At 66.1% G+C, this 25,659-nt stretch carries 23 protein-coding genes and 1 pseudogene; 8 read left to right on the forward strand and 16 right to left on the reverse strand.

Going from position 1 to position 25,659, the window contains the following annotated elements; translation table 11 throughout:
• The 4 genes from ACPDIX_RS14520 to ACPDIX_RS14535 form a co-directional block, all read right to left on the reverse strand.
• Positions 1-387, reverse strand: a 387-nt coding sequence (locus ACPDIX_RS14520) for a DUF2249 domain-containing protein (RefSeq protein WP_423432523.1), incomplete at its 3' end; no start/stop codon positions are given.
• Between the two features lie 103 nt (positions 388-490).
• Entirely contained in the window at positions 491-1,462 is a 972-nt protein-coding gene (locus ACPDIX_RS14525; protein WP_423432524.1) for a tetratricopeptide repeat protein, read from the reverse strand.
• A 62-nt stretch (positions 1,463-1,524) separates the two neighbouring features.
• Positions 1,525-2,112: a gamma carbonic anhydrase family protein gene (locus tag ACPDIX_RS14530; protein ID WP_423432525.1), complete on the reverse strand. Its 588-nt coding sequence runs from the start codon at positions 2,110-2,112 to the stop codon at positions 1,525-1,527.
• Positions 2,113-2,210: 98 nt separating this feature from the next.
• The gene (locus ACPDIX_RS14535; RefSeq protein ID WP_423432526.1) at positions 2,211-2,597 is read right to left on the reverse strand and encodes a hypothetical protein; all 387 of its coding nucleotides are present in this window, start codon (positions 2,595-2,597) and stop codon (positions 2,211-2,213) included.
• 117 nt (positions 2,598-2,714) lie between these two features.
• Here ACPDIX_RS14535 and ACPDIX_RS14540 point away from each other — a divergent pair, with 117 nt between their 5' ends.
• On the forward strand, positions 2,715-3,650 hold the full coding sequence (locus ACPDIX_RS14540) for an MBL fold metallo-hydrolase (protein WP_423432527.1): 936 nt from the start codon (positions 2,715-2,717) through the stop codon (positions 3,648-3,650).
• A gap of 97 nt (positions 3,651-3,747) precedes the next feature.
• On the opposite strand, the gene ACPDIX_RS14545 is transcribed toward ACPDIX_RS14540, so the two are convergent.
• The 3 genes from ACPDIX_RS14545 to ACPDIX_RS14555 all read right to left on the reverse strand — a co-directional run bounded on the left by ACPDIX_RS14545 (position 3,748) and on the right by ACPDIX_RS14555 (position 8,665).
• Positions 3,748-5,139, reverse strand: a complete 1,392-nt coding sequence (locus ACPDIX_RS14545; protein ID WP_423432528.1) for an MBL fold metallo-hydrolase — start codon at positions 5,137-5,139, stop codon at positions 3,748-3,750.
• 100 nt (positions 5,140-5,239) lie between these two features.
• A complete protein-coding gene (locus ACPDIX_RS14550) occupies positions 5,240-6,766 on the reverse strand; it encodes an SLC13 family permease (protein WP_423432545.1) in 1,527 nt (508 codons plus the stop codon).
• 96 nt (positions 6,767-6,862) lie between these two features.
• Entirely contained in the window at positions 6,863-8,665 is a 1,803-nt protein-coding gene (locus ACPDIX_RS14555; protein ID WP_423432529.1) for an SLC13 family permease, read from the reverse strand.
• Between the two features lie 370 nt (positions 8,666-9,035).
• On the opposite strand from ACPDIX_RS14555, the gene ACPDIX_RS14560 reads away from it, so the two are divergent.
• The 3 genes from ACPDIX_RS14560 (at position 9,036) to ACPDIX_RS14570 (ending at position 12,002) form a co-directional block, all read left to right on the forward strand.
• Entirely contained in the window at positions 9,036-10,163 is a 1,128-nt protein-coding gene (locus ACPDIX_RS14560; protein ID WP_423432530.1) for a DGQHR domain-containing protein, read from the forward strand.
• Positions 10,164-10,678: 515 nt separating this feature from the next.
• A complete protein-coding gene (locus tag ACPDIX_RS14565; RefSeq protein ID WP_423432531.1) occupies positions 10,679-11,164 on the forward strand; it encodes a GNAT family N-acetyltransferase in 486 nt (161 codons plus the stop codon).
• A 157-nt stretch (positions 11,165-11,321) separates the two neighbouring features.
• Positions 11,322-12,002, forward strand: a complete 681-nt coding sequence (locus tag ACPDIX_RS14570; protein ID WP_423432532.1) for a response regulator — start codon at positions 11,322-11,324, stop codon at positions 12,000-12,002.
• A 39-nt stretch (positions 12,003-12,041) separates the two neighbouring features.
• On the opposite strand, the gene ACPDIX_RS14575 is transcribed toward ACPDIX_RS14570, so the two are convergent.
• The 7 genes from ACPDIX_RS14575 to ACPDIX_RS14605 all read right to left on the reverse strand — a co-directional run bounded on the left by ACPDIX_RS14575 (position 12,042) and on the right by ACPDIX_RS14605 (position 19,867).
• On the reverse strand, positions 12,042-12,206 hold the full coding sequence (locus tag ACPDIX_RS14575) for a hypothetical protein (protein WP_423432533.1): 165 nt from the start codon (positions 12,204-12,206) through the stop codon (positions 12,042-12,044).
• A 20-nt stretch (positions 12,207-12,226) separates the two neighbouring features.
• Entirely contained in the window at positions 12,227-13,096 is an 870-nt protein-coding gene (locus ACPDIX_RS14580) for a prohibitin family protein (RefSeq protein ID WP_423432534.1), read from the reverse strand.
• Complete coding sequence (locus ACPDIX_RS14585; RefSeq protein ID WP_423432535.1) at positions 13,056-13,901, reverse strand: prohibitin family protein; 846 nt, start codon at positions 13,899-13,901, stop codon at positions 13,056-13,058. The genes ACPDIX_RS14580 and ACPDIX_RS14585 overlap by 41 nt, the downstream gene beginning before the upstream one ends.
• Positions 13,902-13,996: 95 nt before the next feature.
• A complete protein-coding gene (gene trmB, locus ACPDIX_RS14590) occupies positions 13,997-14,659 on the reverse strand; it encodes a tRNA (guanosine(46)-N7)-methyltransferase TrmB (RefSeq protein ID WP_423432536.1) in 663 nt (220 codons plus the stop codon).
• Positions 14,652-16,106 (reverse strand): ATP cone domain-containing protein, encoded by a 1,455-nt coding sequence (locus ACPDIX_RS14595; RefSeq protein WP_423432537.1) that lies wholly within the window; start codon positions 16,104-16,106, stop codon positions 14,652-14,654. Before ACPDIX_RS14595 ends, trmB begins: the two co-directional genes overlap by 8 nt.
• Positions 16,107-16,191: 85 nt before the next feature.
• On the reverse strand, positions 16,192-19,047 hold the full coding sequence (gene ileS / locus ACPDIX_RS14600; RefSeq protein ID WP_423432538.1) for an isoleucine--tRNA ligase: 2,856 nt from the start codon (positions 19,045-19,047) through the stop codon (positions 16,192-16,194).
• Between the two features lie 634 nt (positions 19,048-19,681).
• The gene (locus ACPDIX_RS14605; RefSeq protein ID WP_423432539.1) at positions 19,682-19,867 is read right to left on the reverse strand and encodes a hypothetical protein; all 186 of its coding nucleotides are present in this window, start codon (positions 19,865-19,867) and stop codon (positions 19,682-19,684) included.
• A gap of 205 nt (positions 19,868-20,072) precedes the next feature.
• Here ACPDIX_RS14605 and ACPDIX_RS14610 point away from each other — a divergent pair, with 205 nt between their 5' ends.
• From ACPDIX_RS14610 to ACPDIX_RS14625, 4 genes are all read left to right on the forward strand, one after another.
• Entirely contained in the window at positions 20,073-20,894 is an 822-nt protein-coding gene (locus ACPDIX_RS14610) for an ExeA family protein (protein WP_423432540.1), read from the forward strand.
• A 506-nt stretch (positions 20,895-21,400) separates the two neighbouring features.
• Positions 21,401-21,577, forward strand: a complete 177-nt coding sequence (locus tag ACPDIX_RS14615; RefSeq protein WP_423432541.1) for a general secretion pathway protein GspB — start codon at positions 21,401-21,403, stop codon at positions 21,575-21,577.
• A 27-nt stretch (positions 21,578-21,604) separates the two neighbouring features.
• Positions 21,605-22,285 (forward strand): CAAX prenyl protease-related protein, encoded by a 681-nt coding sequence (locus ACPDIX_RS14620; protein ID WP_423432542.1) that lies wholly within the window; start codon positions 21,605-21,607, stop codon positions 22,283-22,285.
• A gap of 37 nt (positions 22,286-22,322) precedes the next feature.
• Positions 22,323-24,029, forward strand: coding sequence for a pseudouridine synthase (locus ACPDIX_RS14625; protein WP_423432543.1), 1,707 nt, complete (start codon positions 22,323-22,325; stop codon positions 24,027-24,029).
• Between the two features lie 597 nt (positions 24,030-24,626).
• On the opposite strand, the gene ACPDIX_RS14630 is transcribed toward ACPDIX_RS14625, so the two are convergent.
• Together ACPDIX_RS14630 and ACPDIX_RS14635 are read right to left on the reverse strand one after the other, a co-directional pair.
• A complete protein-coding gene (locus ACPDIX_RS14630; RefSeq protein WP_423432544.1) occupies positions 24,627-24,887 on the reverse strand; it encodes a hypothetical protein in 261 nt (86 codons plus the stop codon).
• 295 nt (positions 24,888-25,182) lie between these two features.
• A pseudogene (locus ACPDIX_RS14635) lies at positions 25,183-25,659 on the reverse strand (hypothetical protein); the annotation flags it as partial.

Consider the following 25,659-nt stretch of genomic DNA (forward strand, 5'->3'; position numbering starts at 1 on the left):
CTCGAGAATCCGCGTCATGGGTTCCGGCGGGGCCAGCCCGCGCAGGTCCAGCTCGAGTGGCTCCGGTACCGCTCCCGCACCCTCGCTGCAGCCGCAACCACAACCGGCGCCGGCTTGAGATTCGGGGTCAAACCCGGCAGGTCCGGACGCCCCCTCCTGGCCCCAGGTGAACAGGACCTCGAAATCGCCCTCGGGCAGCACCCGCGTGGTGTGTCGCAATCCACGTGCGCCGAGCACACCGTACAATGGGACCGGTTCGAAGGGCACGAGCAGCCGCAGGGCCTGATCCGGTCGCAACCCGGCCACGGCCTCCATGATCCGCCCGCAAGGCTGCCGACCCGCCTTCAGATCCTCCCGGACGTCCACGGTGACGATGTTCGTTGTCATCGCCCGCCAATATGGCCGCCCGGCCACCGACCCGCCTTGATGCAGGTCAACGCCTTCGAATCTGGCCGGGGAAAGGCCCCTGCACCCCTGCAACCGCCGGGGTTCACGGCGCGGGGCCCGAAGGTGAGTCCTCCCGGCTCCCCCGCGCCCGCGCTTCGCGTTCACGCAGGTTCCGTTCCACCCGGGCTTTCAGATCCGCCAGCGCGGGTTCGGTTACCTTCTCCAGCAACGCCCGCGCCTGGTCGAACTGGCCGGCCAGGATCCGGATCCGGGCCATGTGAATGAGCACGCCCTGGCGTTCGATGGCGTCCCGTGCCAGGCCGAGGGTGTAGGTCCAGGCCAGCAGCGCCTCGTTGGTCCGTAACGGGCGGATGCCGTAGTAGGTTTGGGCGATGTCGTGGGCGAGGAAAAAGTTGGTCGGATCCAGTTGCAGGGCGCGGGCGTAAAGGTCCAGTGCCTTGTCAAACACCTGCTGCTCGGTGATGCCGAAGTATTCCATGGCATCCTTGCGGAACAGATACACCGTGGTGCCGAAGTTGTGGTAGTACACCGGCTCGCGTGGATCCAACTCGATGGCCCGCTGATAATAGCGGAAGGCGTTGGTCACCGGGCCGCGATGCCCGTAGTAATTGGCCAGGTTGTTCCACGCGGCCGGATTGGTCGGGTCGAGCTGCCGCGCCTTTTCCCACTGTACCACGGCCCCTTCCTCGTCCTTGATTTCGTTCAGGAAACTGCCGTAGGCCAGCCGCGCCCGCGCGTGATCCGGATGCTTCCGCAGAAAGGCCTCGTAAGCCTCGCGGACCTCGCCGATGCGGGCCTTGATGCGCCGCCGCAGCTCGGCCCGTGCGGCCTCATTGTCGGACCCGGCGTTTTGAAAGTCGCGGATCAACTGATCGAGTTCGCCCAACATCCGGTCGTCCAGCTCCAACAACCTGCGGTACTCCTGTTCGACCGGATCCGCGGGGTCGGGCGCGGCGACGGTCCGGGCCGGGGACGCTGCCGGCAGCGCCAGTTCGGCCGGAGGAGCGTTGGAGCTCAAAAGCGCCGTCAGCAGGATCACCAGCAGGTTGCTCATGCGGTCAAGTTACCCCGAAGCCAGCTGGTGTCGAGCTGCGCCGCCGGAATTCTCCCTGCAGTTCAATCCCGGCAGGTTGCCCCTTCGGAAGGACTGCCGGGCAGACCGCGGCGCATCCAACCGTGGCGCACGTGGGCCCGGGCCAGCTCGATGTACCGGAGCGCGCGGGGTCGCAACGACGCCCGTTCCCCGGCCGAAAGTGACCGCACCACCCGCGCCGGCACACCCACAACCAGCGAGCCGGGAGGCACCTTCATGTCTGGGGGCACCAGCGCCTGCGCGCCCACGATGGATTGCGCCCCGATGACCGCCCCGTCCAGGATCGTGGCCCGCATGCCCACCAGCACCTCGTCTTCCACGGTGCACGCGTGCAACACGGCGCCGTGGCCCACCGTCACGTACGCACCCACCTCGCACGGTCGCTCCGCCGACAAATGCACCACCACGTGGTCCTGCAGATTGGTGCCGCGGCCGATGACGATCCGATTCAAATCCGCCCGCAAGACCGTGTAGGGCCAGAGACTCGCCTCCGCGCCCAGAATCACCTCGCCCACCACGCATGCCGTGGGAGAGGCATAGACCGGGTCCTCCCAGCGCGGCCGGCGGGCCAGCGACTCGAAAGGCTCGTTGGAAGCGTGCGAACCGTTCATACGCCGGGCAGGGGTAGCCGGCCGCCCGACTCCCCGGCAATGAAAAACCCGCCCGGCAAGGGCACCGGGCGGGTCTGGTTCCTCCGGTCAACGTCCCGTCAACGGCAGTGCCCGTGCAACCGTACCGGACGGGCAACCCGCACATGCACGACGGCCCGGGGAGCAGGTGCCATCACCACCGGTCGGGGCCTCACCACCACCGGCGCAGGGGCCACCACCACTGGTGGCGGTGCGACCACGACCGGAGGCGGCGCCACCGCCACCGGAGCCGGTGTCACCACCACGGGCGGAGGCGGGGGCGCCACCACCACAGGCGGCGTGGCACAGACAGGAACCGGTTGCAACGCGGCCACCAGCGTGGCACCCACCACCGCACCGGCGAGGATCTTGCCGGCCGTGGCCCACTCGCGGTCTCCCGCACGCGCCGAGGACACTGTCGCCAGCGCCAGGGTCACCGCGGTCAGAATCGTCAACGACCTTTTCATGATGAACCCTCCCGGTTTCTGGCTCTTCTCACCGGCACTGCCGCCGGTCTTCGTCGGATTCGACGGCCCGCCTTGCTTTTTATTCGACGCCGTCGTACACGTGGCCATGGATCGAAGATGACTCCGGGTCCACGCAGCAAACCTCCGGTCTACCGGCGGGAACGCCGGTTGCCGCGGCGTTTGCGGGATCTGACCCCGACCCGCGCCTTCAACCCGCGCACATTCTTCCGGGAGATGGTTTGGAAAGCCCTCCTGACACCGCGCACGGGCTCACCCAAGCCGCCGGCCTTCCCCAAACTGCATCCGGGCCAGATCGCGCTCACCTGGATCGGGCACGCCTCGTTCCTCATCCAGTTCACCGACCTGAACGTCCTGATCGACCCGAACTTCGCCAACTGGCTTTTCTTCCTCAAAAGGATCCGGCACTCCGGGCTGAAGGTGGAGGACCTGCCGCCCATTGACCTCGTCCTGCTCACCCACGCCCATTTCGATCACTTCCACCGGCCCAGCCTCCGCAAACTGCCCCATCCCCGCATCGCCGTCATGCCGTGGGGCATGGGCGATCTGGCCCATGACCTCGGTTTCGAACGCATCGTGGAACTCGAATGGTGGGACAGTTTCTCCCACAACGGCTGGAAGGTCACCCTCACCCCGTGCCTGCACTGGGGGGCACGCGTCCTGCGCGACGACCACCGCGGCTACGGCGGTTTCCTCCTCGAATACCAGGGCCGCCGGGTCTTCCATGCCGGTGACAGCGCCTACTTCGAAGGCTTCAAGGAAATCGGCCAACACTGTCCGCCGGAGATCGCCCTGCTGCCCATCGGCGCTTACAAGCCCGATTCCTTCCGCAACGTCCACATGGGTCCCGAGGAGGCCCTTCAAGTGTTCAAGGACGTCCGTGCCCAGTGGATGGTGCCCATGCACTACGGCACGTTCAAACTGTCGTTCGAAGATCCGGAGGAACCCCCGCGCCTGCTGCGCGAACTGGCCCGCAAGGAAGGACTTCTCTCCAGCATCCGGTTCCTGGAAGAAGGCATGCCGGAGCTGTTCTGAACTGCCGTCACAAGTCCGCCGGCTCCGGGCAGGAATCAACGCCGGACCCGTCCGCCACGCCCTAAAAACCGCCGGAACGGACGGCCCCACCCGCTCCTCACCATTCGACCGTTTCGCCGAACTCCGGCTGAAGGACTTCCAATCCGAAGCGCCTCTCGATCTGCTCGGCCAGCGGCTGCCGGCCGCGCGGTTCTCCGTGCGTCAGCACCACCCGGGGCCCGACCCGCGTCAGCGGTTCCAACCACCGCAACAACGCGCTCTGACCCGCATGCGCACTGAATCCGTTCAACGTGTGAATCCGCGCGCGAACGGCGATCTCCTCCCCGAAAATGCGCACCCGCCGGGCACCGTCCACCAACCGCCGCCCCAGCGAACCTTCCACCTGATACCCCACGAACATCACCACCGTCTCCGGCCGCCACAGCCCGTGCTTCAGATGATGCAGGATCCGGCCGCCGGTGCACATGCCCGAGCCGGCCATGATCAGGCACGGCCCCGGCGCATCGTTCAAGCGCATCGAATCCTCCGGGGTCGGACAAGGAATCACGTGCCGGTGCGTCCGCACCAGCTCGCACGCCCGCTGCAGGGCCCGCGCCTCGGCGTCAAACAGGTCCGGATGCCGCGCATAAATCCCGGTGGCCTCGATCGCCATCGGACTGTCGAGATACACCGGAAACGGTTTCACCACGCCCGCGCAGAACAGTTCATCCAGGTGATACAGGATCTGCTGGGTTCGTCCGATGGCGAAGGCCGGCACCAACACGCGCGCCTTCTGTTCCACGGCCGACTCGATGATCGCCCGGAACTCGGCCAGCGTTTCCGCCGGCGACTTGTTGTCGCGGTCCCCGTACGTGGATTCCAAAAACACCACCTGACCCGGCGCCGGCTCCTCCGGATCCGGCACCAGGGCCAGCCCCGGCGGTCCCACGTCGCCCGAGAACACCACCCGCCGCAGCCCCCCGGCAGTCTCCGCCACCAGCTCGATGCTGCCCGAACCCAGCATGTGGCCCGCGTTCACCCAGCGGGCCCGTACACCCGGCGCCACCTCGGTCCAAACGCCGTAGTCCACGGGGCGAAACAGTTCCAACACCGCGTTGACCTCCGCCTCGCCGTAAAGCGGTTGGAGCAACGGCTTGCCCGCCCGCATCCGTTTCCGGTTCAACCGCGCCACATCATGCGCCTGCACCTTGGCCGAGTCCCGCAGGACCAGGCCCGCCAGCTCGGCCGTCACTTCGTGCGCATAGATCGGCCCCCGATAACCCGCCGGCACCAGCAAAGGCAGCCGACCCACATGATCCAGATGCGCGTGCGTGATCAGCACCGCATCCAGTCCCCGCGCACGCAACCCCGCGGGCACCCGGTTCTTTTTCTCCGCCTTGCCGTGCCCTTGGAACAGCCCGAAATCCACCAACACCCGCGCCCGACCCGTCTCCACAAGGTACGCCGACCCCGTGACCTCTCCCGCCGCTCCGTACAGTGTGACCTTCATCTTCTGTCTGCTCCTGCGAATGTCCCGGTGCCCCGCACCGGCGCCCATCATCGGATCGGACGGCCCGCACGGGCAAGCCCGCGCCGTCAGGCAGGAGCAATCAGTCCATCCAATTCAATACCCACGGCATCCACCACGTCGCCGCCACCACCACCAGCACAATCCCCGCCACGTCCAACACCAGCCCATGACGCAACATGCTCCCCAGCGGGATCCGACCCGATGCATACACCATCGCGTTCGGCGGGGTGGACACCGGCAGCATGAACGCCAGCGACGCCCCCAGACAGGCCCCCAACGCCGGTGCCACCGGCCATACGTCCGCCGCCCGGGCGGCAGCCAGGGCCATCGGCACCACCAGATTCGCCGTCGCCGTGTTGGACGTGGTCTCCGTCAACGCCACCGCCGCCACCGTAAACAACAGCGTCAGCGTGAAAACATGCGTCACCGGCAGCGCCTCCACCAGGCACCGGCCCAGCCACGGCGCCAGACCCGTCCTCACCGCCGCCTCACCCAAAGCCAGCCCGCCCCCGAACAACAGAATCGTCCCCCAGTCGAGCCGCCGAATCTCCTCCCAGCCAAGGGCAAATTCGCCCCTGCGCAAATCCACCGGCAGCGCAAACAGCAGCAACGCTCCCAGCAACGCACAAACCTCCTCCGGCAGGTGCCGTTCCCACCACCGGTACAACGGCGAGTCCATCCCCGCCACCACACTCACCGCGCCCGGAAACAACCACAGCGTCACCGTCAGGCCGAAAGCGCCCATTACCTGCTTCTCGCCACGTGTCCAGGGACCGAGCTCCGCACGCAGCGCCCGTATCCGCGACGTCAGGTCCGCGGGCCCGCTCCGTCCACCGCCGCACAGGGCCGCAAAGTACCCCACCAAAAACACGCCCAATCCCGCCGTCACCGGCAGCGCCACCACCATCCACTGCAGGAAGGTCAGGTGCAGCCCGACCTGCTCCCGAAGAAACGCCAGCGCGATCAGATTCGGCGGCGAACCCACCGGTGTCGCCATCCCGCCAATCGAAGCCGCAAAGGCCACCACCAGCAACAAGGCACCCTCCAACCGCCGCGTACAGACCGACGCGTGCCCCGCACCGGTCCACTCGGCGATCACCGCCAGGGCCATCGGGAACAACATCGCCGCGGTACTGCTGTTGGAAATCCACATGGACAACACCCCACAGGCGGCCGCAAAGGCGGCCAGCAGCCGGACCGGGCTCGCAGCCACCCCCGGCAAACTCAGCAAAGCCACCGCCAGGCGCCGGCTCAGACCATGCCGCACCATCCCCGCAGCCAGCAGAAAACTCCCCACGAAGAGGAAGAGAACAGGATGCCCGAAACTCCGAAACACCGCCCGCGCCTCCTCCACCCCGAACAACACACACAAACATGCCCCCAGCAAAGCCGTGGCACCCAGCGGCAACGCCTCCGTCACCCACCACACCATCACCAGCCCCCAAACCGCCAGCAGCCGGTGCGCCTCCACTGGGAGCTCCGGCAACGGCCACACCCAAAGGCCGCCGAACACCAACGGACCCAGCACCCAGCCCGCGGCGCGCCGGCGCCGCTCCCACACCGGCATCGGATCCTCCGCCGCTGCTCCTGATCGCTCCGGCGTCACCAAGCCCCGCTTAAACCCAAATCCAAGGCCCCTGCCAAGAGCAAAGCCCGGCGCCCATGGCGCCCCGCCCCGCTTCTCCACCGCCGGACAACCCGGTCAAAACGGCCAGAACCGCGGGATCAAAGCCACCGAGATCACCCAGAACAGCAGATTCAAAGGCAAGCCCACCCGCACAAAATCCATGTAACGGTACCCGCCCGGGTGATACACCATGGCATTGGTCTGGTAACCCACCGGTGTGGCGAAACTGGTGGAAGCCGCAAAACACACCGCCATCAGAAACGGCTTGGGATCCGCCCCGAGCGAATCCGCCATCGAAAGCGCCACCGGCGTCAGCATGACCGCCGTGGCGTTGTTGCTCAGAAACTCGGTCAGAAACGCCGTCACCGCATACAACACCGCCAACGCCAGCCACGGATTCGTGTCCCCCGTCAGGAACAGAACCGCCTCGGCCATCCCGGCCGCCGCACCCGTCTTCTGCAGCGCCAAACCCAGCGGCCAGGTCCCCGCCAGCAGAAACACCACCCGCCAGTCCACCGCCGCATATGCCTCGTCCAGCGTCAGGCACCGGCACATCACCAGCGCAATACACCCCACGATGGCCGACACCATCACCGGCAACACGTTCAACCCCGTCAGCAACATCACCCCCGCCACCACACCCACCGCCAGAGGCACCTTGTGCCGGCGCAGGATCGGTTCGTCCACGGGTTGCAACATCAGCACATTCGGATCCGCCCGCAGCCGATCCAACGCTTCGGCCGGCCCCAACACCAGCAACGCGTCCCCCACCTCCAGCTCCACCTGACTCAACCGCTGTTGCAACGTCCGGTTGCCGGCGCGCACCGCCAGCACCGTCGCACCATACCGGTGCTGAAAATTCAAACTCCCCAGCGTCCGCCCCTCCCAGGCCGAGCCCGCCGGAATGATCACCTCCACCAATTTCAGGTTCTCGCCCTCCAGACTCGCGTCCGTGGCGGCAAACCCCGGTAACAGATCCAGGCCCCACGCCGTCCGGATCTCCATCAGCGCCCGCGGATCCGCCCGCACCAACAGCACGTCACCCGCACGCACGCTCTCCTGCAAGGGCACAAACAGGCGCCGACCCGCCCGCAGCACCTCCAACACCGCCACCGTGTCGCCCCGCCCCAGCGGTGTCTCCCCCAACACCCGGCCCACCAGACGCGAATCGGGTCGCACCCGCAGCTCCGCCAGGTACGGCCCCAACTGATAGTTCTCCACCCGCTGCACCGTCCCCCGGTGCGGCAACCACCACCGACTCGCCACCACCAGATACACCGACCCCACCGCCAGCAACACCACCCCCAGCGGCGTGAACTCGAACAAATCAAACGACCCCACCCCCGCCCGTTCCGACAACGCATGAACCAGCAGATTCGTCGAGGTCCCCACCAGCGTGCACACGCCACCCATCTGCGCCGCATACGACAATGGAATCAACACCCGCGAGGGCGGCATCCCGCCACGCGCACACGCCGCCAGCACCATCGGCAAAAACACCGCCACCACCGCCGTGTTGTTGATGAACGCCGACAACACCCCGGCCAACACGACCGTCACCAGCACCAGCCAGACCGGATGCCGCGCCAACCCTTCCAACCACCGCGCCACAAAACCCACCGCACCCGTCTTCTGCAAACCGGCGCTCAACACGAACATCGCCGCCACCGTCAACACCGCCGGATTGCTGAAGCCCGAAACCCCCTCGTCCGGCGTGATCCACCGGCCCGTCTGGCCCCAACCCGCAAACTGGAGCACCAGCCCCGCCACGATCAGTGCGCCCATCAACATGAGCGCCACCAGATCCACGCGGAACCGCTCCGTCACAAACAACCAAACGGCCACCGCCGTGATGCACAACACCAGGACGATCTCCATCGCAGATCCAGAGCATAAGAGAGACTCGCCCCCGGGCAAACCCGCACTGACGGCCCCCAGCAGCACCCCTCCACAACCCGCCACCGCACCCCAACCCGACTCCTTGACTCCCCAGCCCGACTCCCTAGGCTGTCATCATCACCCGGCCGTTGGTCGGGCAGGCCGCCCCGGGGCGCCGGCTCAAAAGACGGACCGGTCCGCCAAACAGGAGCAGAAACGGAGGAGGCCCGCACATGAAAACAACCCACCACGATGTCCGCCCGGATCAGACCGGGCGGACACCGGACAGCCCTTCCGGGCCGTTCACCTCCTCGCTTCCTCCGGCCTGCAACGTCGGTCCCGTTCCAACCAACCCCGATTCACACACCCCATGATCGCCGTTCAAATCCAACAAAAAGACGCCCGCTTCTACTTCGTCAGCTTCCCGGCGGAAGATCTCCTCCGCCACATCCGGTTCACCTCGCGCTTCCACCACGAAGGCGAGCAGATCCGACCCACGCCGCCCGCCCAGGAGGACGAGGTGGCCCGTTTCATCGCCGGGGTCGAACGCAGCGACGAAGCCTTCCAACGCAAACTGACAGCCAAAAAGATCCGGGCCATCATGAACTTCTACGAAACCGCCCTCACCCAACCGCCCATCCCGGGGACCGTGCTCCTGTTCAGCCAGGAAAGGCTCGAATTTACGCCCCTGTCCAACCTCCCCGGTGTGGGCCACCTCCAAAACCCCGCCCAGCCGTACCTCATCATTGACGGGCAACATCGCCTGGCCGCCCTCCACTTCCTCGCCAAAAAACACCCCCAAGAGGCCCGAACCGTCCAGGTCCCCTGCATCATCTTCGACGGACAAAGCCGCGACTTCGCCGCCGAAATGTTCGTCGTCATCAACTCCACCCCCACCCGCATCAGCAGGAGCCACCTCGTGGACCTGTACGAAAAGGTCTCCTGGATCTCCCCGCAACAGCGCCTGGCCGCCAGCATCGTGCACATGCTCTACAGCAGAAGCGACAGCCCGCTCCGCTACCGCATCAACCGACTCGGCAGCCGCACCCAAAAGGACAAGTGGATCCTCCAATCCGAATTGTTCCACGAAGTCCATCGATGGCTCGAAAACGAGCCATGCCATTCCCCAGCCAAAGAGGCCGAACGACAGTACCAAATTCTGAGCGACTTCCTGTTCGCCGCCCGAAAAGCCTGGGGCGAGGCATGGGGCAACCACCAGTACATGGTCACCTGCCCCGTCACCATCAGGGCCATGATCCGGGTCTGTGCCCAACTCACCGCACATGGCCAACACGAACCCGCCGAAGATCGCCTCCACCGCTGGATGGAACTCCTGCAACCATGGAACACTCTCATCCCGGAATTCGAAGTCACGAACTTCCACCAGCGCTTTCCCGCCAAGGGCCAGGTCGAACGCATCCGCATCATCCAGAACGAGCTGCTGCGCCCCATCAAAGATAGCCTCCCAAAGAACAGCACCCTGACCCAGACCCCATGACCCGCCCCGTTCGGCCCGGCGTACCCAACTCGCCACACCTCCGCACACGACCCGGGCCGCCGGCCGCGGATCGGCAAACCGTTGTGAAGCTTTAGGTTGCACATCCCCGACCCTCATCCTGCCCCCCGGCGGAGGCCCGCCACCCGCCCAGGGGCAAAGGATGGTTCCCACAACTATAACCATCTGACGGCCAGGAAGTTGCAACCGAGCCGGGTGGCACTTCCATTGACACGGCCCGGCAGGGACCGCTACCGTTGGGGCGTGAACGACGAGCCTGAAGAACGACGAGCCCGACCCCACGCGTTGGGAGAGGCCGCCGTTTGTCCTCGTTCGTTCCCTCGTTTCGGCACGCTCACCTCCTGAGCCGTGCCGGTTCGTATGAGCTTCTGGTTTTCCAGGCAACTTTCCCCACGAACGTTGGATCCGATTCCATGAAACCTTCATTACCCAGGCCGGCCGCCCGGACCGGAACGCGCCGGCGCAAACCGGAAACTCCCTCTGTTGAAATACGCCCCATGCGGCTGGAAGACCTGCCCGAGGTCTACGCCCTCGGCCAGCGGCTCTTCACGGCCGAGAAGCTGCCCACCCTTTACCGGTGTTGGGACGAGGACGAGGTCATGAAACTCTTCAGTGCCGAGCCCGAGACCTGCCTCGTGGCCGTGGCAAATGATCGGGTGATCGGTTTCGCCCTCGGCAGCATCATGCAGAAACGCGGCAGCGCCTGGCGCTACGGCTGGCTCGAATGGCTTGGCGTCCACCCGGGCTGGAGCAGACGCGGCGTGGCCTCCCGGTTGGTCCGACACCTCACCAGCCGCTTCATCGAACGCGACGCACGCATCATGCTGGTTGACACGGACGAGGCCAACAAACCCGCACTGGCCTTCTTCCGCCGGCTCGGTTTCGGCCAGGAACTGCGGCACGTCTACCTCTCTCAAAACCTCGACAGCCATCCCGAGGCCATCGAACGCCGCGAACGGCTGCGCGAAGAAGAGACCGACTGACCCCGGCCCCCGGCCACATCGTCCCCCGCCCCTCGGCCGGGCACCACCCGGCTCTTCCCCCGGCAGGCGCCCGCGCGGAAATGCCCGCACCCGGGACTGGCCGGCTTTACAACGCCCGACCCGCCGCCTAGGATGCAACCGGCAGCTCCGGTGACCGATGCCAGGAAAACGCGCATCCCAAAAGCCCGTTCGTGTCTTCATCGTGGACGACCATCCCGTCGTCCGACGCGGCCTGTGTTCCTGTCTGGCCGAGCATCCCCGACTCCAGGTCGTGGGCGAAGCCGCCGATGGTCAGGAAGCCGTCCGCCGGGCCGCCGAACTTCGGCCCGACCTCATGCTGGTGGACATCAACATGCCCAACATGGACGGCCTGCAGCTCTGCGAAACCTTGCGCGAGTGCTCCCCGGCCACCCGCGTCGTCATCCTCTCGGTCCACAACCGACCCGACTACATCCAACGCGCCCTCACCGCCGGTGCAAGGGGTTACCTCCTGAAGGACATCCCCGCCGAACAACTCGTCCAAGCCCTGTTGCGCATCCATGAGGGCGAAGTGGTCCTGAGCCCGCAGGTGACGGAAACCGCGCTGAACCAATGGGTCCGTCGCCAGGCTCCCGGCGCCGGCGGCGCCCGCCTGAGCCGGCGCGAGCAGCAGGTCCTCTCCCTCATCGCCCGCGGCTTCTCCAACAAGGAAATCGCCGATCGCCTCGGCGTCAGCGTGCGCACGGTCGAAACCCACCGCGAACGCATCATGACCAAGCTCGACCTCCACAGCGTCGCCGCCCTCACCCGCTACGCCATCGCCCAGGGTCTGGTTCCATTGGAAGAAAGCCCCACCTGATCCACTGTCCGCAGCCGGGATGAGCCCGCGCAGGCCGCCTCACCGCCGGCCCAGCCCCCGGAGCAACCACACGCCCACAGCCACCAGCAGGATCACCCACCAGAAGTACCGCAACTCCCGCGCCGCCAACTCCAAGCCCGCAAGGGCCCGCGGGAACAACGCCAGCAATCCCACCGCCACTCCGGCCAGGACAACCACCCGCAACCACCACTGTTGCGGACCTGTCAGGGTTCGTCCCCGGCCGGCGCCGGACGGCCCACCGGCAACAGCAGACCCGACCCCGTCCCGCTCACATCCCCCGGCACCACCAACGGAGACCGCCCGTTCCACTTCTCAACCAACTGCAGGCGCAGGAATTCCGGATTCAATCGCAGCGCCTCACCACGAATGCGGATCGCCTGCGCCTCGCTCTCCGCCCGGATCACCGCCGTCTCCGCCTCGATCTCCGTCTGCATCTGCACGAAGCGCGCCCGTGCCGCCTCCTGTTCGGCCACCATCTTGGCCTCGATGGCCCGTTCCAGCTCGTCCGAAAGATCAATGTTCCGGATCACCAGATCGTTCACCTCCAGGATGTCGCCGATCTTCTCCCGGGCTCTGGCCAGCGCGTCCAGTTTCACCTGCCCGCGGTTCTTGACGATCTGCTCCGCCGTCAACAATGCCGTGACCTCCTTGACCGCCTCCTGCACCCGCGGCGCGATCAGGTTGTCGAAAGGGTCTCCCGCATACTGCCGGTAGATTTGCACCACCGATTGTTCCGGAACCCGGTACAGGATCCTGAGATCCAGCGTCACCTGCTGCAGGTCCGACGAAAAACATTCCGCATGCAACGGCACCGTGCGCTGCCGCACGCTGATGGGCACCACCCGCGTCACCAGTGGCAGCTTGAACCCGAACCCCTCCGGCAGGAACTGCTCCGCCGCCCGCCCCAGCGTCACCTTCACCCCGCGGTGCCCGGGCGGCACGATGTAACTGCCGGTCGCACCCAGCAGCACCAGCACAAACAACACCGCCGCTGCCGCCAACAACCGCGGCAGATACGCCGGGATCACCAACTCAACGCGATCGTGCGGGTAATAGGGATTGCGCGCGCGCATGGTTCGTCCCGGAAAACCGCCACAACTCCGAAACCGACATCAGGATCTGTCCCCCGCCCACCACCAGCGGGGCCTGCCCATCCCACCGGTCCACAATCTGCAAATCCACATAGGTGGGGTTCTCCTTCAGAGCCTCGCCCCGGATGCGAATGGACTCGGCCTCGCCCCGGGCCTTGATCACCGCCGTGTTCGCCTCGATCTGCGCCCGTTGCTGGACGAACCGGGCCTTGGCCGCCTCCTGCTCCTGCACCATCTTCTGCTCGATCGCCCGCTCCAGCTCGGGCGTCAGCTTGATGTCCTCGATCACCAGATCCTCCACCACCACCAGCTCGCCGATCTTCGACCGCGCCAGGTCGAGCGTCCGCACCTTGATCTGTTCGCGGTTCTTCACGATCTGCTCGGCATTCTGCAGCGCCACCACCTCCTTCAGCGCCTCGTGCACCCGCGGAGCCACCAACTGCCCGAACGGATCGCCATCGTAATCCCGGAACAACCGCACCACCGCCGACTCCGGAATCCGGTAGAGAATCCGCAGATCCACCCGGATCTGCTGCAGGTCCGAGGAATAACATTCCGCCGTCTCCCGCACCGTCTGCTGGCGGATCGAAACCGGATGAATCGTGCTCACCAGCGGCAGTTTGAGGCCGAACCCCTCCGGTTTGAACGCTTCGGATACGCGGCCCAGAATGATCTCCACGCCGCGGTAACCGGGCTCCACCACGTACGTGCCGCTGGCCACCAGCAACACCGCCACCAGCACCAGGATGGCCCCGCCCACCATGCGCGCCACCAGTTCCGGTCTCATCGCAGATCCCTCATCCCAGCCACCATGAAACCGGCATGCCGGCCGTGCAAGCAAATCCGGAACCGGCCCCTCCCGCCGGGGATCGCCCCCGCCGCTCAGTCCCGCTCGTACGCCGCGTACAACGTGGGAATCCCCCGCGCATGAAACTCCCGCTCGAAATCCGTTTCCAACTCCATCAGCTCCGGCGGCGTCTCCACCGGACGGAAAACCGGCGCGGCCGCAAACACCTCCTGCATCTGCGCGAAATAATCCGGGTCGTCCGTGCGCAGGTAAACCCGCCCGCCCGGAACCAGCGCGGCGTGGGCCAGCGAGGGAAACCGCGCCTGAATCAGCCGGTTGCGCCGGTGCTTCTTCTTCGGCCAGGGGTCCGGAAAATAGATGTGAAACACCGAGACCGTCCCCGGCGGCAGCAGATACTGCAGAAAATAACCGCACTCGATCCGGATGCCCCGCAGATTCGTCAGCCCCAGGCGCCGGCCTTTCTTGTCCAGTTTCCGGATACGCCCCAACAGCCGCTCGATCCCCAGAAAGTTCCGTTCCGGGTGCCTGGCCGCGTACTCCACCAGAAACGTCGCATCCCCGCAACCCAGCTCCACCTCCAGCGGTTGCCGCCGCGGGAACAGCCGGGTCACATCCACCGGCTCCAAAATCGAAGGCGGATCGTACAAAAGGCTCTCCGGTGCCCGGGCCGGCTGCCCGACCGCGCCCTCTTCGCCTTCCCACACCCGCAATCCTTCCCGCTGGTCAAACTCATTCATTGTGTGGGATCGGCAGTGTGCTCCCTCCGATGAACTCCCGCACCAATGCATCGCCGGGAATCAACCGGGCCGCCTCCTCGAACGAAATCGGCTCCACGCTCCGCAGCAGGGCATGCACCCGCTCGTACCGGATCCGCGCATCCAGGAACCCTGCATACGGTGCCAGCTCCTCCGGCCGCGGCCACAACGATTCCGGCCCCAAAAACCACGGCTGCAACAGGGGCCAGTCAAACGGAAACCCGCCGTTGATCACATGATCCGCCAGGCCCATCAGCGGAATGATGCTGAACAATTCGCCCGCACGCACGTAATGCCAGTGCAGCAACGTCAGCAACGGCCGGTGTGCCCGGTGTTTCATGTCCCGCAACATCCGCCGCACCAGCCGCACATCCGTGAATGCCGTCAGCCTGCCGCTGCTGCCGTCGCCCTCGTAAAGAGGATGCAACGTCTCGATGTAGATCCGGAACTGGCTGCGCGGCTCCACGCCCTCGGTGATCGGCGGATAGAATCCGTGAAGGCAGTCCAGCAACAGAATCTGGTCCGGCTCCCGCCGCACCGTCTTGGTCCCCACGCGCCGCCCCTCCTTGAAACTGTAAATCGGCTTCTCGATCGGCCGCCCCTCCAGAAGATCCAACAGATGCCGGTTCAGCAACTGCAGATCCAGGGCCTCGGGCGTCTCGTAGTTCCGGTCGTTGATCCAGTCGGTCGGATGCTCCACCAGCGACCAGAAATAATCATCCAGGTTGAGCATCAGAAAGCGCAGCCCCTCCTTCTCCAGCCGCCGGGTCAGCTTCACCGTGGTGGTGGTCTTTCCGGACGAACTGGGCCCGCTGATCCACAACATCCGCAGCGGATCCCCGGCATTCAGCCGCGCCATCACCTTGCGCGCCGCCTCGTCCAGCGCCGCCTCATACCGCGCCAGCGATTCCTCCACCACCGGTTTCCACCGGCCCGACCGCGTCAGCTCGTTCAGCCCCGCCACCGTGTGGCAGCCCAGCGGCCGCGCCCACCCCAGCTCCCGCTCCACGATCGCAACCGGAAATCCGTTGCCCATGAACTGCTCCGGCTGCAGCGCGCCCAACCGCAACCAGTGCCGTCCCCACCGGTAACACTCGTACGCGTCCGCCGTGTGCTGAAACCCGTAACTCCGCAACACGTGCAGGACATCGTCCTGAATCTCCTCGATGGTCGGGGGGAAATTCGTGATCAGGTGATGCGGATCGCTGTTCAGGCACACGATCACCGCATCGGCCAGAAAATCCGCCAACTCCTCGTCGGTCGGACAGGCATCGAACAACCGCCCGTTGATGTGCGGAAGATGATCCTGCCGGAACCCGCCGATGGAACGCGCGGCATTCAGGATCGCGCGCCGGATCCGCTCCGGATCGAATGTCACCAGCGCCCGGTTCCGCTTCTGAACCTTTACGATCCGATTCTGCACTGGCATGGCTGCCCTTCCTCCTGCATCTGCCGCCGGCGGCGCCCCCGCCTGCCCCGGTTGCGCCCGGTCCGGCGGCCGGGTCCGGCCCCGCTCAGCCCGGTCGTCCACCGGCCGGGACCGACGCCCCCGCATCCCGCACCGCCTCCACGCAACGACCGCACAACGTCGGATGCTCCGCGTGCCGGCCCACATCCGGTTCCCAGTGCCAGCAACGCTCGCATTTCCGACCCTCCGCGTGCACCACTTCCACGCTCCCATGCCCGTCCGGGCCGGGCACGAACGCCAGCTGGGACACGTTCATCAGTTCCCGAAACGCCTCCGCGTGCGCACGCGCACACGCAAACAGCGGGTCCTCACCCCGCAGGATCAACCGCGCCTCCAGGGCCTTGCCGATCACCTTTGCCTGGCGCGCCTTCTCCAGCTCCGGCAGCAGCCTCTCCCGGAGCCGGAACAGGTTGTCCCACTGCTCGACCTCCTCGGCACCACGCTGCAACCGCACCGGTTCCCAAACCTGCTCGTGCACACTCCCCGCCGGCCGGCCCGGGATCTGTTCCCAGGCCTCGTCGGCGGTGAAGGCCAGAATCGGGGCCAGCATCTTGCAAAGGCCCTGCACCAGCCGCCACAGGGCCGTCTGCGTCGAACGCCGCCGCCGCGAATCCGCCGGATCCGTGTACAACCGGTCCTTGATGATGTCGTGGTACACCGCCGAAAGCTCCACCGCCACGAACTGGCTCACTTTCTGGTACACCACGTGAAACTCGTACCGTTCGTAGGCGGTCTGCACCTCGGCTTCCAGCCGGCCGAACAGGTCCAGCACCCATCGGTCCAGCCCCGTCAGCTCCGCATCCGGCACAAGGTGCCGCCCCGGATCGAAATCGTACAGGTTCGAAAGCTGGTACCGCAGCGCGTTGCGCAGCACCCGGTAGATCTCCGCCACCTTCGACAACCGTTCCTCGCTCACCACGATGTCGTTCCGGAAATCCTGCGAGGCCACCCACAGCCGCACAATGTCCGCGCCCCACCGCTGCACATACGCCTCGGCCGTCTGCGGCTTCTCATACCCGCCGGTGGATTGCCGGCTCTTGGAGATCTTCTCCCGATCCGCATCCACCATGAACCCGTGCGTCAACACCGTCCGATACGGCGCCGCCCCCTGCGAGGCCAGGGACAGCAGCAACGACGACTGGAACCAGCCCCGATGCTGGTCCGAACCCTCCAGATACATGTCGCACTGAAACGGCAGGGGTGAACCCCGCAGCTCCGGCCGGCGCGCAATCACCGCCCGGGACGAGCTGCCCGAATCAATCCACACGTCCAGCGTGTCCGCGGACTTGGCCGCCGGTTCCGGACCCGACCAACCGTCGGGCCGGATCTCCGACCACAACCGTTCCACCGGCCATTCGAACCACACATTCGACCCGTGCCGCTCGATCAGATCCGCCGCACGCCGCACCAGCGCGGCATCCAGCATCGGCCGGCCCTGCCCATCGTAAAACGCCGGAATCGGCACCCCCCACGCACGCTGCCGGCTGATGCACCAGTCCGGCCGCGCCTTCACCGCCGCCGCAATCCGGTTCTTTCCCCACTCCGGGATCCACGTCACCTTCTCGATCTCCGCCAGGGCGCGCTCGCGGAAGGTGGGCGTCCCCGGCCCGCTGCCCGGCGGCACGTGGTCCAGCCGGATGAACCACTGGTGCATCGCCCGGAAAATCACCGGCGTCTTGCTCCGCCAGCAGTGCGGGTAGCTGTGCCGGTAGTCCTCCTCGTGCAGCAGCAGCTTCCGACCGCGCAGTTCGCGCAGCACCACTTCGTTCGCCTCGCTCCGGCCGTCCCTTTCCAGGATGGACTTGCCGATGAATTCCGCCGGCATCTGCGCCTCCCGCGGCAGATCGTCCGTCCAGGTGAACCGCCCGTCATCGTCCACGGGCGAATACACCGGCAGACCATGTTCCAACCCCAGCAAATAGTCTTCCAGACCGTGCCCCGGCGCGATGTGCACGAAGCCCGTCCCGGTCACGTTGTCCACAAACGCATCCCCCGCGTACAACCGGCCGGTCCGTTTGCAGAACGGATGCTCGTACTCCACGTGCTGCAGGTGACCCGCGTCCAGATGCCGGACGATCTGGAAATTCGTCCAACCACACCTCGCCGCCACCGTGTTCACCAGCAGCGCCGACAACACGTAGTCCTCCCCGTCCACCCGCACCACCGCGTAGCTGAAGGTGGAGTTGTAGGCCACCGCCAGATTCGCAGGCAACGTCCACGGCGTGGTCGTCCAAATCAGCAGGTACGTCCCCGGCCGGCCCACGATGGGAAACTTCACGTACACGCTCCGGCTGACATGCTCCTGGTATTCCACCTCCGCCTCCGCCAGGGCCGTCCGACACGGAATGCTCCAGTACACCGGCTTCTTGCCCCGGTACACCATCCCCTGCTCCACCAGGTCCGCAAACAACCGCAGCTCCTCCGCCTCATACGCCGGATCCAGCGTCAGATACGGATGCTCCCAATCCCCCAGCACACCCAGACGCTGAAACTGCCGCCGCTGCAGGTCCACAAACCGGCGCGCATACGCCTCGCACGCCCGCCGGATCTCCGCCGCCTCCCCGGCCGACCCGCCCCGCTCCTGGACCACCTTGAACTCGATCGGCAACCCGTGACAGTCCCACCCCGGCACGTAGGGCGCACGAAACCCCCTCAGCGTCTTGTACTTCAGCACGAAATCCTTGAGGATCTTGTTCAGCGCCGTCCCGATGTGGACGTCGCCGTTCGCAAAGGGCGGCCCGTCATGCAACACAAACGCCGGTGCGGCCGCCCGCGCCTTCTGAATCCGCTCGTACAGGCCGGCCTCCTGCCACTGCCTCAACCGCTCCGGCTCCCGCACCACCAGATCCGCCTTCATCGGGAAGGCCGTCCGCGGCAGATTCAATGTGTTCTTGTAATCCATGCGTCAGTCTCCCAGCGTGGGCGGACGCTAGCAAGCCGGCCCCGCCACTGTCAACGGAAGGGTCCCGCCCGCCCGGCCCTCCACCATGCCCACGCAGTCCGGGCTACTCATACCCAGACCGGCACCAGCTTGAAAACGCGCGGAAACCGCCCAGCCCCAAGAAGGCCCACGCTGCTCCCAACCCCTCTAACGTCCACCCTCACCAACAAACAGACCACGCCAGCGGCCCCAAGCGCACCCCGCCTCACCTGTGTAGCGGTCACCCACGACCCGCCATCAGCCCAGCGGCTGGGATGGCGCCCCGCCCTTCCTCCGGAAGACCAACGCTTCAACCGACCCCAACCCCGCCCGAACCAATCCCGCCCGGAAATGCACGCCCAAGGGCACCTCCCAACCCAGCTCTCCGTCCACCCGCTCGCAGGCGCCCGGCCCACGGAAAAAAGATAACCCCTGCCAGGTGCAGACGGCCCGCTGAGACACGCGGATTGATCAGCGGCGATCCAAAGCGAATCGAACCCGGCAGGGGTCCCCTGGTTTCCCGCCTCCCACCCCCGTGGGGGCGGACCAGAAATCCAACCTCACTGAAACCTACGGACGAGCAGTCACCTTGCCCCCGACCTCCGCGGCAAAATCTTCATGCCGGCACCGGCAAAATCTGCCCACCTTCCGGGGAGCCGGGCACGGTCGTCGGCTGCTGGGCCACGCCGTAATGGAAGCCACTCTCGTCCTCGTAGCCGACCGGCGCAAAGTGAGCCGCCACGAGGCTCACCAGACACGCCAGCCCGCTCAAACCCGCGTAGATGCCCAAGATCTCCATCATGGCCAACCACCCAGCATGTCCGATGCCACCCCTTCTTCAGGCCATTCTCCAGCCTTTTCCCTCGCTTCGTGTGTCTCGTCCTGTCCGTATTTTGGACAGGCAGTGTCCTGCTCCTGGACACGCGCGCGAACATCGCGGTCGGGCAGGACAGTCCCGACTCAAACCCGCGCCTGCCAACCGGAACGCGTTTTGCTCTGCCAAGGGCGTGTATCTCGGGTATTACGGACTGACGGAGCCGCCGTTTGAGCTGACGCCCAATCCGCGGTTCCTCTTTTTCAGCGTAAAACACCGCGAGGCGTTCAACCATCTGCTCTACGGCATCAGGGAACGCAAAGGGTTCGTCCAGCTGACCGGTGAGGTCGGCGCGGGCAAAACCACCCTCTGCCGCGCCCTGCTCGATCAGCTCGACGGTGGTCGCTACGCCACCGCCCTGGTCCTCAACCCGGTGCTGAACCCCGACCAACTCATGCGTGCCATCGCGCGGGAGTTTGGCTTGGAAACCTCACCGGACATGGACCGTCTCGAGGCACTGTCGGCCATCAACCGGCATCTGCTCGATCTGGCCGCCCAGGGCCGGGAAGCCGTGCTCGTGATTGACGAGGCCCAGGACCTCACCGACGAACTCCTCGAACAGGTTCGCCTCCTCTCCAACCTCGAGACCCACGACCGCAAACTGCTGCAGATCCTCCTCATGGGCCAGCCCGAGCTGCGCAACCGCCTCGATCAACCGCACCTGCGGCAGTTGCGCCAGCGCATCACCGTCCGATATCACCTGCGGCCCTTGACCCGCGCCGAAGTCATCCGCTACGTCCAACACCGCCTGGCCGTCTCCGGCGCAAAGGGCACACCCTACTTCACCCTGCCCGCACTCTGGCGCGTACACCGCTACAGCCGCGGCATCCCCCGCCTCGTCAACGCCGTGTGCGACAAGGCCCTCCTGGCCGGATTCGTCCACCAAACGCACAGGATCGATTTCGCACTCGTCGGACGAGCCATCCGCGAACTCGAAGGTGACATCCCCGCATGAGCCTCATCAACGACGCCCTCAAACAACTCCAGGCCGCCCAGCGTGCCGACAGACCCGGACCGGCAGATCCCGCCCCACCGTGGCATCCCGCACCCTCACCCGGGCCAAGGCCCTCCTCCTGGACCTTGGTGGGCTTCGGCCTCCTGCTGGGAGCCGGCCTGTTCTTCATCGGCGCCTGGTGGCACGACCACATCAAATCGAAGTCTCCACCCGCGCCACCCCAACGCCCGCCGGTCGCACGCGACGAAACGGCCGGACCCGACCCTCTCCACGGCTCGAACCTCTCCGCCACCGATACCCCGGCACACCTTCAACCGCCCACCGGCACGGAGAGACAATCAGATGTCGCCCCGGAAGTTGCCCGCCAGCCAGCCGATCTCCAGCCCCCATCCCCGGCCGCGCACCCCCAACCGACAGGCCAAACCCCACCTGAGACTGCAAACCCGAATCCCCATCGTTCCGGCAGAGCCGCCGGACCCCCGACGGAGGAACCTGTCGCCCCACCCGTGCCGGACCTCAAACTGCAGGCCGTCATCTACCATCCAAACCGCCCGTGGGCTGTGGTCAATCAAAAGACCGTGCAGCCCGGCGACGTCGTCGAGGGTTGGACCGTCCTGAGAATCGAGCCCGAGCGCATCGTCCTCACCGGCCACGGCCGCACCAACGTGTTGGAACTTCCCTGAGCGCCCCGCCCCGGGCAGTCTGGGCGCATGACGTTGCTGGGTCCGTACCTCCAACGGTCTCCCGCCCATGCGCGGGTCCTACCCTTCTTTATTTTCCTGTTGCTGACGGCTGCACAGGACTTCTTTGGCAGCGAAGGGCGCTACTGGATCTACCTCTTCAAAACCGTGGTGGGCGCATGGTTCATCTGGGAAATGCGCCCGCTGGTGCCCGAAATGCGTTGGAGTTTCAGCTGGGAGGCCGTCGCCGTTGGCGTGTTGGTCTTCGTCATCTGGGTGGGGATCGACCCCTTCGTCCCCAAAAACCATCTCTTCTTCAAGCCCAGTGAGGGCGGTTGGAACCCGCACGAGGCGTTCGGACAAGATTCCCTCCTCGCCTGGAGCTGCATAGTCGGGCGTATCCTCGGTTCCAGCCTCGTCGTGCCGCCACTCGAGGAAGTTTTCTACCGGTCCTTCCTCTACCGCTGGTTCGTGCGGGTGGACTTTTGGAACCTCCCGCTGAACCATCGTCACCTGCTTTCATGGGGCGTGACCTCCCTCGTCTTCGGGATGGTCCATTACGAATGGCTCGCCGGCATCCTTTGCGGCCTGCTCTACCAGTGGCTGGTCCTGCGGAAGAACCGCCTCGGCGACGCCATCACCGCCCACGCCATCACCAACCTCCTGCTCGGCCTCTACGTGGTCCATCGCGGCGCCTGGACCTTCTGGTGAGTCGCGCACCCCTGCCGGCCCGGCACCCCCCAGTCCCATGCCCTCCCCAACCCACGGCCATTCGCCGGAGCCGCGGCCGGCGGCAAGCCAGCGCCCCGGCCATGGCCCGCCCTGCATCCTTTACGAGGACGAGCACCTGCTGGTGGTCCACAAACCACCCGGATGGAACACACATGCACCCTCGCCCTGGGCAGGCGAAGGCATCTACGACTGGCTCCGCAACCGCGAGCCACATTGGGCACGACTCGCCATCGTCCAGCGACTCGACAAAGAAACCAGTGGCGTCCTCCTGTTCACCAAAACCGACCTCGCCAATCGCTCGCTCACCGAGCAGTTCGCCCAACACCGCGTGCAAAAACGGTACGTGTTCTGGACCGACCGACCCCCGCCCCGCCGCGCCTGGACCGCCGAAACCGCCCTCCACCGGTCCGGCCCCAAACGCCGCGTCAAACCACCGGGCCCGGCCGACCCCACTGCCGTAACGCACTTCGAAGTGGATCCCGCCCCCCGGACAATCCACCTCCCCTGGGCCCGGGGCACGCCCTGGCCCGAGACCATTCGCGTCTGGCAGGGGCACGCCCGGCCCGTCACCGGCAAAACCCACCAGATTCGTGCCCACGCCGCAGCCGCCGGCATCCCCATCCTCGGCGACACCCTCTACCAAGGCACCCCATGGGCCCGACTCTGCCTCCACGCCGAAGACCTCCAACTTTACCATCCCGCCACGGGCGAACTCATCCGATTCTCTGCACCGGCCGATTTTCTCTGCTGGCCCGGCACGGCCCTGCGCCAGGCCATCATCGAACCCGACCTCACAGATGCTTGGCGCTGCATCCACGGCGCAGCCGACGGCTGGCCGGGCCTGTACGTGGATCGCCTGGGCCCATGCGTCCTCGCCCAATCCGGGCAACCGCTCACCGACCCGCAGCGGTCCTGGCTCTCGAACCTTCTGCCCGCGCGCGCCCTTTATCACAAGATCCTCCGGCGCCGCATCCAGGGCCTTTCCCCGGAAGAACTCACCCCTCGGCTCGTGCAGGGCGAGCCCATGTCGGCCCCCTTCCTGATTCGGGAAAACGGCCTGCGGTTCGAACTCAACCTCGGCGAAGGCTATTCCGTGGGACTGTTCCTCGACCAACGAGACAACCGGCGCCGACTCCTCACCGGTTACATCGGCCGTCATTTCCTCCTCCGTGATCCGGCGGCGACCGACCGAGTCCACCCCTGGGAAGTGCTCAACACCTTCGCCTACACCTGCGGTTTCTCCGTCGCCGCCGCAGCAGCCGGCGCCCGCGTCACCAGCCTCGACCTCTCCCGCAAATACCTCGATTGGGGCCGCCGGAACTTTCAGCACAACGAGCTCGACCCCGCCGCACACGACTTCATCCACGGTGACGTCCGGGACTGGCTGCGCCGCTTCCAACGCAGGAACCGCAGGTTCCACCTCGTCCTGCTCGATCCGCCCACCTTTTCCCGTTCCAAATCCGGCGGCGTCTTTCGCGTCGAGAAAGACCTGCCCGCCCTGGTCGCCTCCGCCGCCTCCCTCCTCCTGCCGCACGGCGTGCTCTTCATCTCCAGCAACAAAGAAGATTGGGCCCCGGCCGACTTTGTCGCCACAGTGCACCAAGCGATTGAAACCGCCGGCCGGGCCATCGTCCAGGAACTCTACGCACCCCAGCCGCCCGACTTCCCCGTCCACCCGGACGAGCCCGCCTATCTCAAAACCCTGTGGTGCCGACTGGACTGAACACCGGCCCGCAACCATCAGTACACCGGCAGCATCTCGCTCCGTCCGAAGCCGGTGACCGGCAAGTGATAGAACAGCCACCTCCACGGCGCCGGGTGACTGGCAAATCCTCCCTGGACACTCACCCCTTCAAACAGCCGCCCTCAGCCGAAAAACCACGCGAATCCCCGCACGCACCTGCGATCCCTTGCTTGGAGGCCCACCACCCCGGGACCCTGCGTCGAACGCCCCACGCCCCTTGGCCCCGGAGTGTCCGCCCCGCCACTTCACCACCCCGCTCACCCACCGGTAGTCTCGCAGGCAAAAAAGAGCCGCTCCGGGGGAACACAACCACCCGAACAACTCCCGACGGAAAGACCTCGGCCCCGCCGGAGCCTTGCCCCCCTTCAGCGCCAACCCCACGGCCCGGGACCCACCAGCAGGAAGAGCGAAATAAACCCGTCTCGCCAGCGCCGCACCCACCCAAACGGCAATCCCTCCCACGCCTGAACCACGCTCTCTCCAGGGAAGGACCGGCTCACGCGGGTTGAAACACCCCGCAGGTTCGGGCAACTCCCGAACGAGAAATCGAACAAGCCCCGGTACCGTCCACGCGCGCTAGTTGGCGTTCGGTGGCGGGATCCGCTTCAGACCCACGTCATGCGCGATATCCTCGAACTCCTGCCGGCTGACGCTCTCCAACGTCTTCCCCTTGGCGGCCAACTTCTCCATGATCTTGACCACCTTCTCGGTCATGGCCTCGTGCGTCTCCGCAGAGCCGCCGGCCAACAGAAAGTTCGGACCGGCCGTCAAACGACGATGACCGTCACTGTCCAGGCCGATCCCCAACAGCATCGCTTTGTGCGCCTTCTTCGGCATGGCCCTTCCAACTTCCTCCAGCAAACACGCCTTGGCAACCCCAAACGCCACCTCCCTCCCCGGCCCACCTCAATCGTGCCGCGCATTCGCGCCGCACCTACCTCCACACGAATCCACAACATTCGGCAGCCGCAGACACCAGTCGTTCGCCAAAGGTACGCCCATCGCCCCAATCACGCGCCCCGGAGCCCCTGCTCCACAGCCAGCGCCCCCGGCCTTCGCTCCTCCCGCCCTGGCCGGCCGCATCGGCACCCCTCCAACCGCGCATCGGCAATCCAACCCCTCCCTGCCGGCCTCATCCTGTCTCGGAGCCCCTGAACCGCTTCAGGACCCGCAACCCACTCAACCCGACCCCATCTTTTGCCATGCAGTTCCACCCCTCGGTCCACGGCCACTTCCCACCGCCATAACCGTTCCTCGACCATTCGATGCGGCACCGCACCCGCATGCTCCTGGACCGAGCTCCAAACCACTGCCTGTACACCCGTTCGAACCCTGACCTGAAGCATCTCTTGCTGGCGATCACGGCCGGCGACTGCTCCGGTGCGGGCGCCATCAGCTCCATGCCTCGCGCGGCAAACGCCCGGTCCAGTGCATCGCTCTCCCAGGCCTTCTCGCCCACCACCCGCTCCGGAGCCTCCTTCGTCAGCATGAAATCGAACCACCCCTGTGCCAGAGCCGACTCATACGGCCGGGCCGAACAGCTCTGCACCGCAATCGGCAATCCCCGGGCGTCCACGGCAATGGGGATCTTCACCCCCTTGCCCACCTT

This window comes from Limisphaera sp. 4302-co (genome assembly GCF_049537155.1).
Classification (GTDB): domain Bacteria; phylum Verrucomicrobiota; class Verrucomicrobiia; order Limisphaerales; family Limisphaeraceae; genus Limisphaera.

Excerpts from the sequence above, each read along its gene's own strand:
- trmB (WP_423432536.1), bottom strand. The coding sequence starts at position 14,659 with ATGAATGAGTTTGACCAGCGGGAAGGATTGCGGGTGTGGGAAGGCGAA.
- ACPDIX_RS14595 (WP_423432537.1), bottom strand. The coding sequence starts at position 16,106 with ATGCCAGTGCAGAATCGGATCGTAAAGGTTCAGAAGCGGAACCGGGCG.
- ACPDIX_RS14560 (WP_423432530.1), top strand. The coding sequence starts at position 9,036 with ATGATCGCCGTTCAAATCCAACAAAAAGACGCCCGCTTCTACTTCGTC.
- ACPDIX_RS14565 (WP_423432531.1), top strand. The coding sequence starts at position 10,679 with ATGCGGCTGGAAGACCTGCCCGAGGTCTACGCCCTCGGCCAGCGGCTC.
- ACPDIX_RS14605 (WP_423432539.1), bottom strand. The coding sequence starts at position 19,867 with ATGATGGAGATCTTGGGCATCTACGCGGGTTTGAGCGGGCTGGCGTGT.
- ACPDIX_RS14570 (WP_423432532.1), top strand. The coding sequence starts at position 11,322 with ATGCCAGGAAAACGCGCATCCCAAAAGCCCGTTCGTGTCTTCATCGTG.
- ACPDIX_RS14540 (WP_423432527.1), top strand. The coding sequence starts at position 2,715 with ATGACTCCGGGTCCACGCAGCAAACCTCCGGTCTACCGGCGGGAACGC.
- ACPDIX_RS14630 (WP_423432544.1), bottom strand. The coding sequence starts at position 24,887 with ATGCCGAAGAAGGCGCACAAAGCGATGCTGTTGGGGATCGGCCTGGAC.
- ACPDIX_RS14535 (WP_423432526.1), bottom strand. The coding sequence starts at position 2,597 with ATGAAAAGGTCGTTGACGATTCTGACCGCGGTGACCCTGGCGCTGGCG.
- ACPDIX_RS14555 (WP_423432529.1), bottom strand. The coding sequence starts at position 8,665 with ATGGAGATCGTCCTGGTGTTGTGCATCACGGCGGTGGCCGTTTGGTTG.
- ACPDIX_RS14525 (WP_423432524.1), bottom strand. The coding sequence starts at position 1,462 with ATGAGCAACCTGCTGGTGATCCTGCTGACGGCGCTTTTGAGCTCCAAC.
- ACPDIX_RS14580 (WP_423432534.1), bottom strand. The coding sequence starts at position 13,096 with ATGCGCGCGCGCAATCCCTATTACCCGCACGATCGCGTTGAGTTGGTG.
- ACPDIX_RS14625 (WP_423432543.1), top strand. The coding sequence starts at position 22,323 with ATGCCCTCCCCAACCCACGGCCATTCGCCGGAGCCGCGGCCGGCGGCA.
- ACPDIX_RS14545 (WP_423432528.1), bottom strand. The coding sequence starts at position 5,139 with ATGAAGGTCACACTGTACGGAGCGGCGGGAGAGGTCACGGGGTCGGCG.
- ACPDIX_RS14585 (WP_423432535.1), bottom strand. The coding sequence starts at position 13,901 with ATGAGACCGGAACTGGTGGCGCGCATGGTGGGCGGGGCCATCCTGGTG.
- ileS (WP_423432538.1), bottom strand. The coding sequence starts at position 19,047 with ATGGATTACAAGAACACATTGAATCTGCCGCGGACGGCCTTCCCGATG.
- ACPDIX_RS14620 (WP_423432542.1), top strand. The coding sequence starts at position 21,605 with ATGACGTTGCTGGGTCCGTACCTCCAACGGTCTCCCGCCCATGCGCGG.
- ACPDIX_RS14530 (WP_423432525.1), bottom strand. The coding sequence starts at position 2,112 with ATGAACGGTTCGCACGCTTCCAACGAGCCTTTCGAGTCGCTGGCCCGC.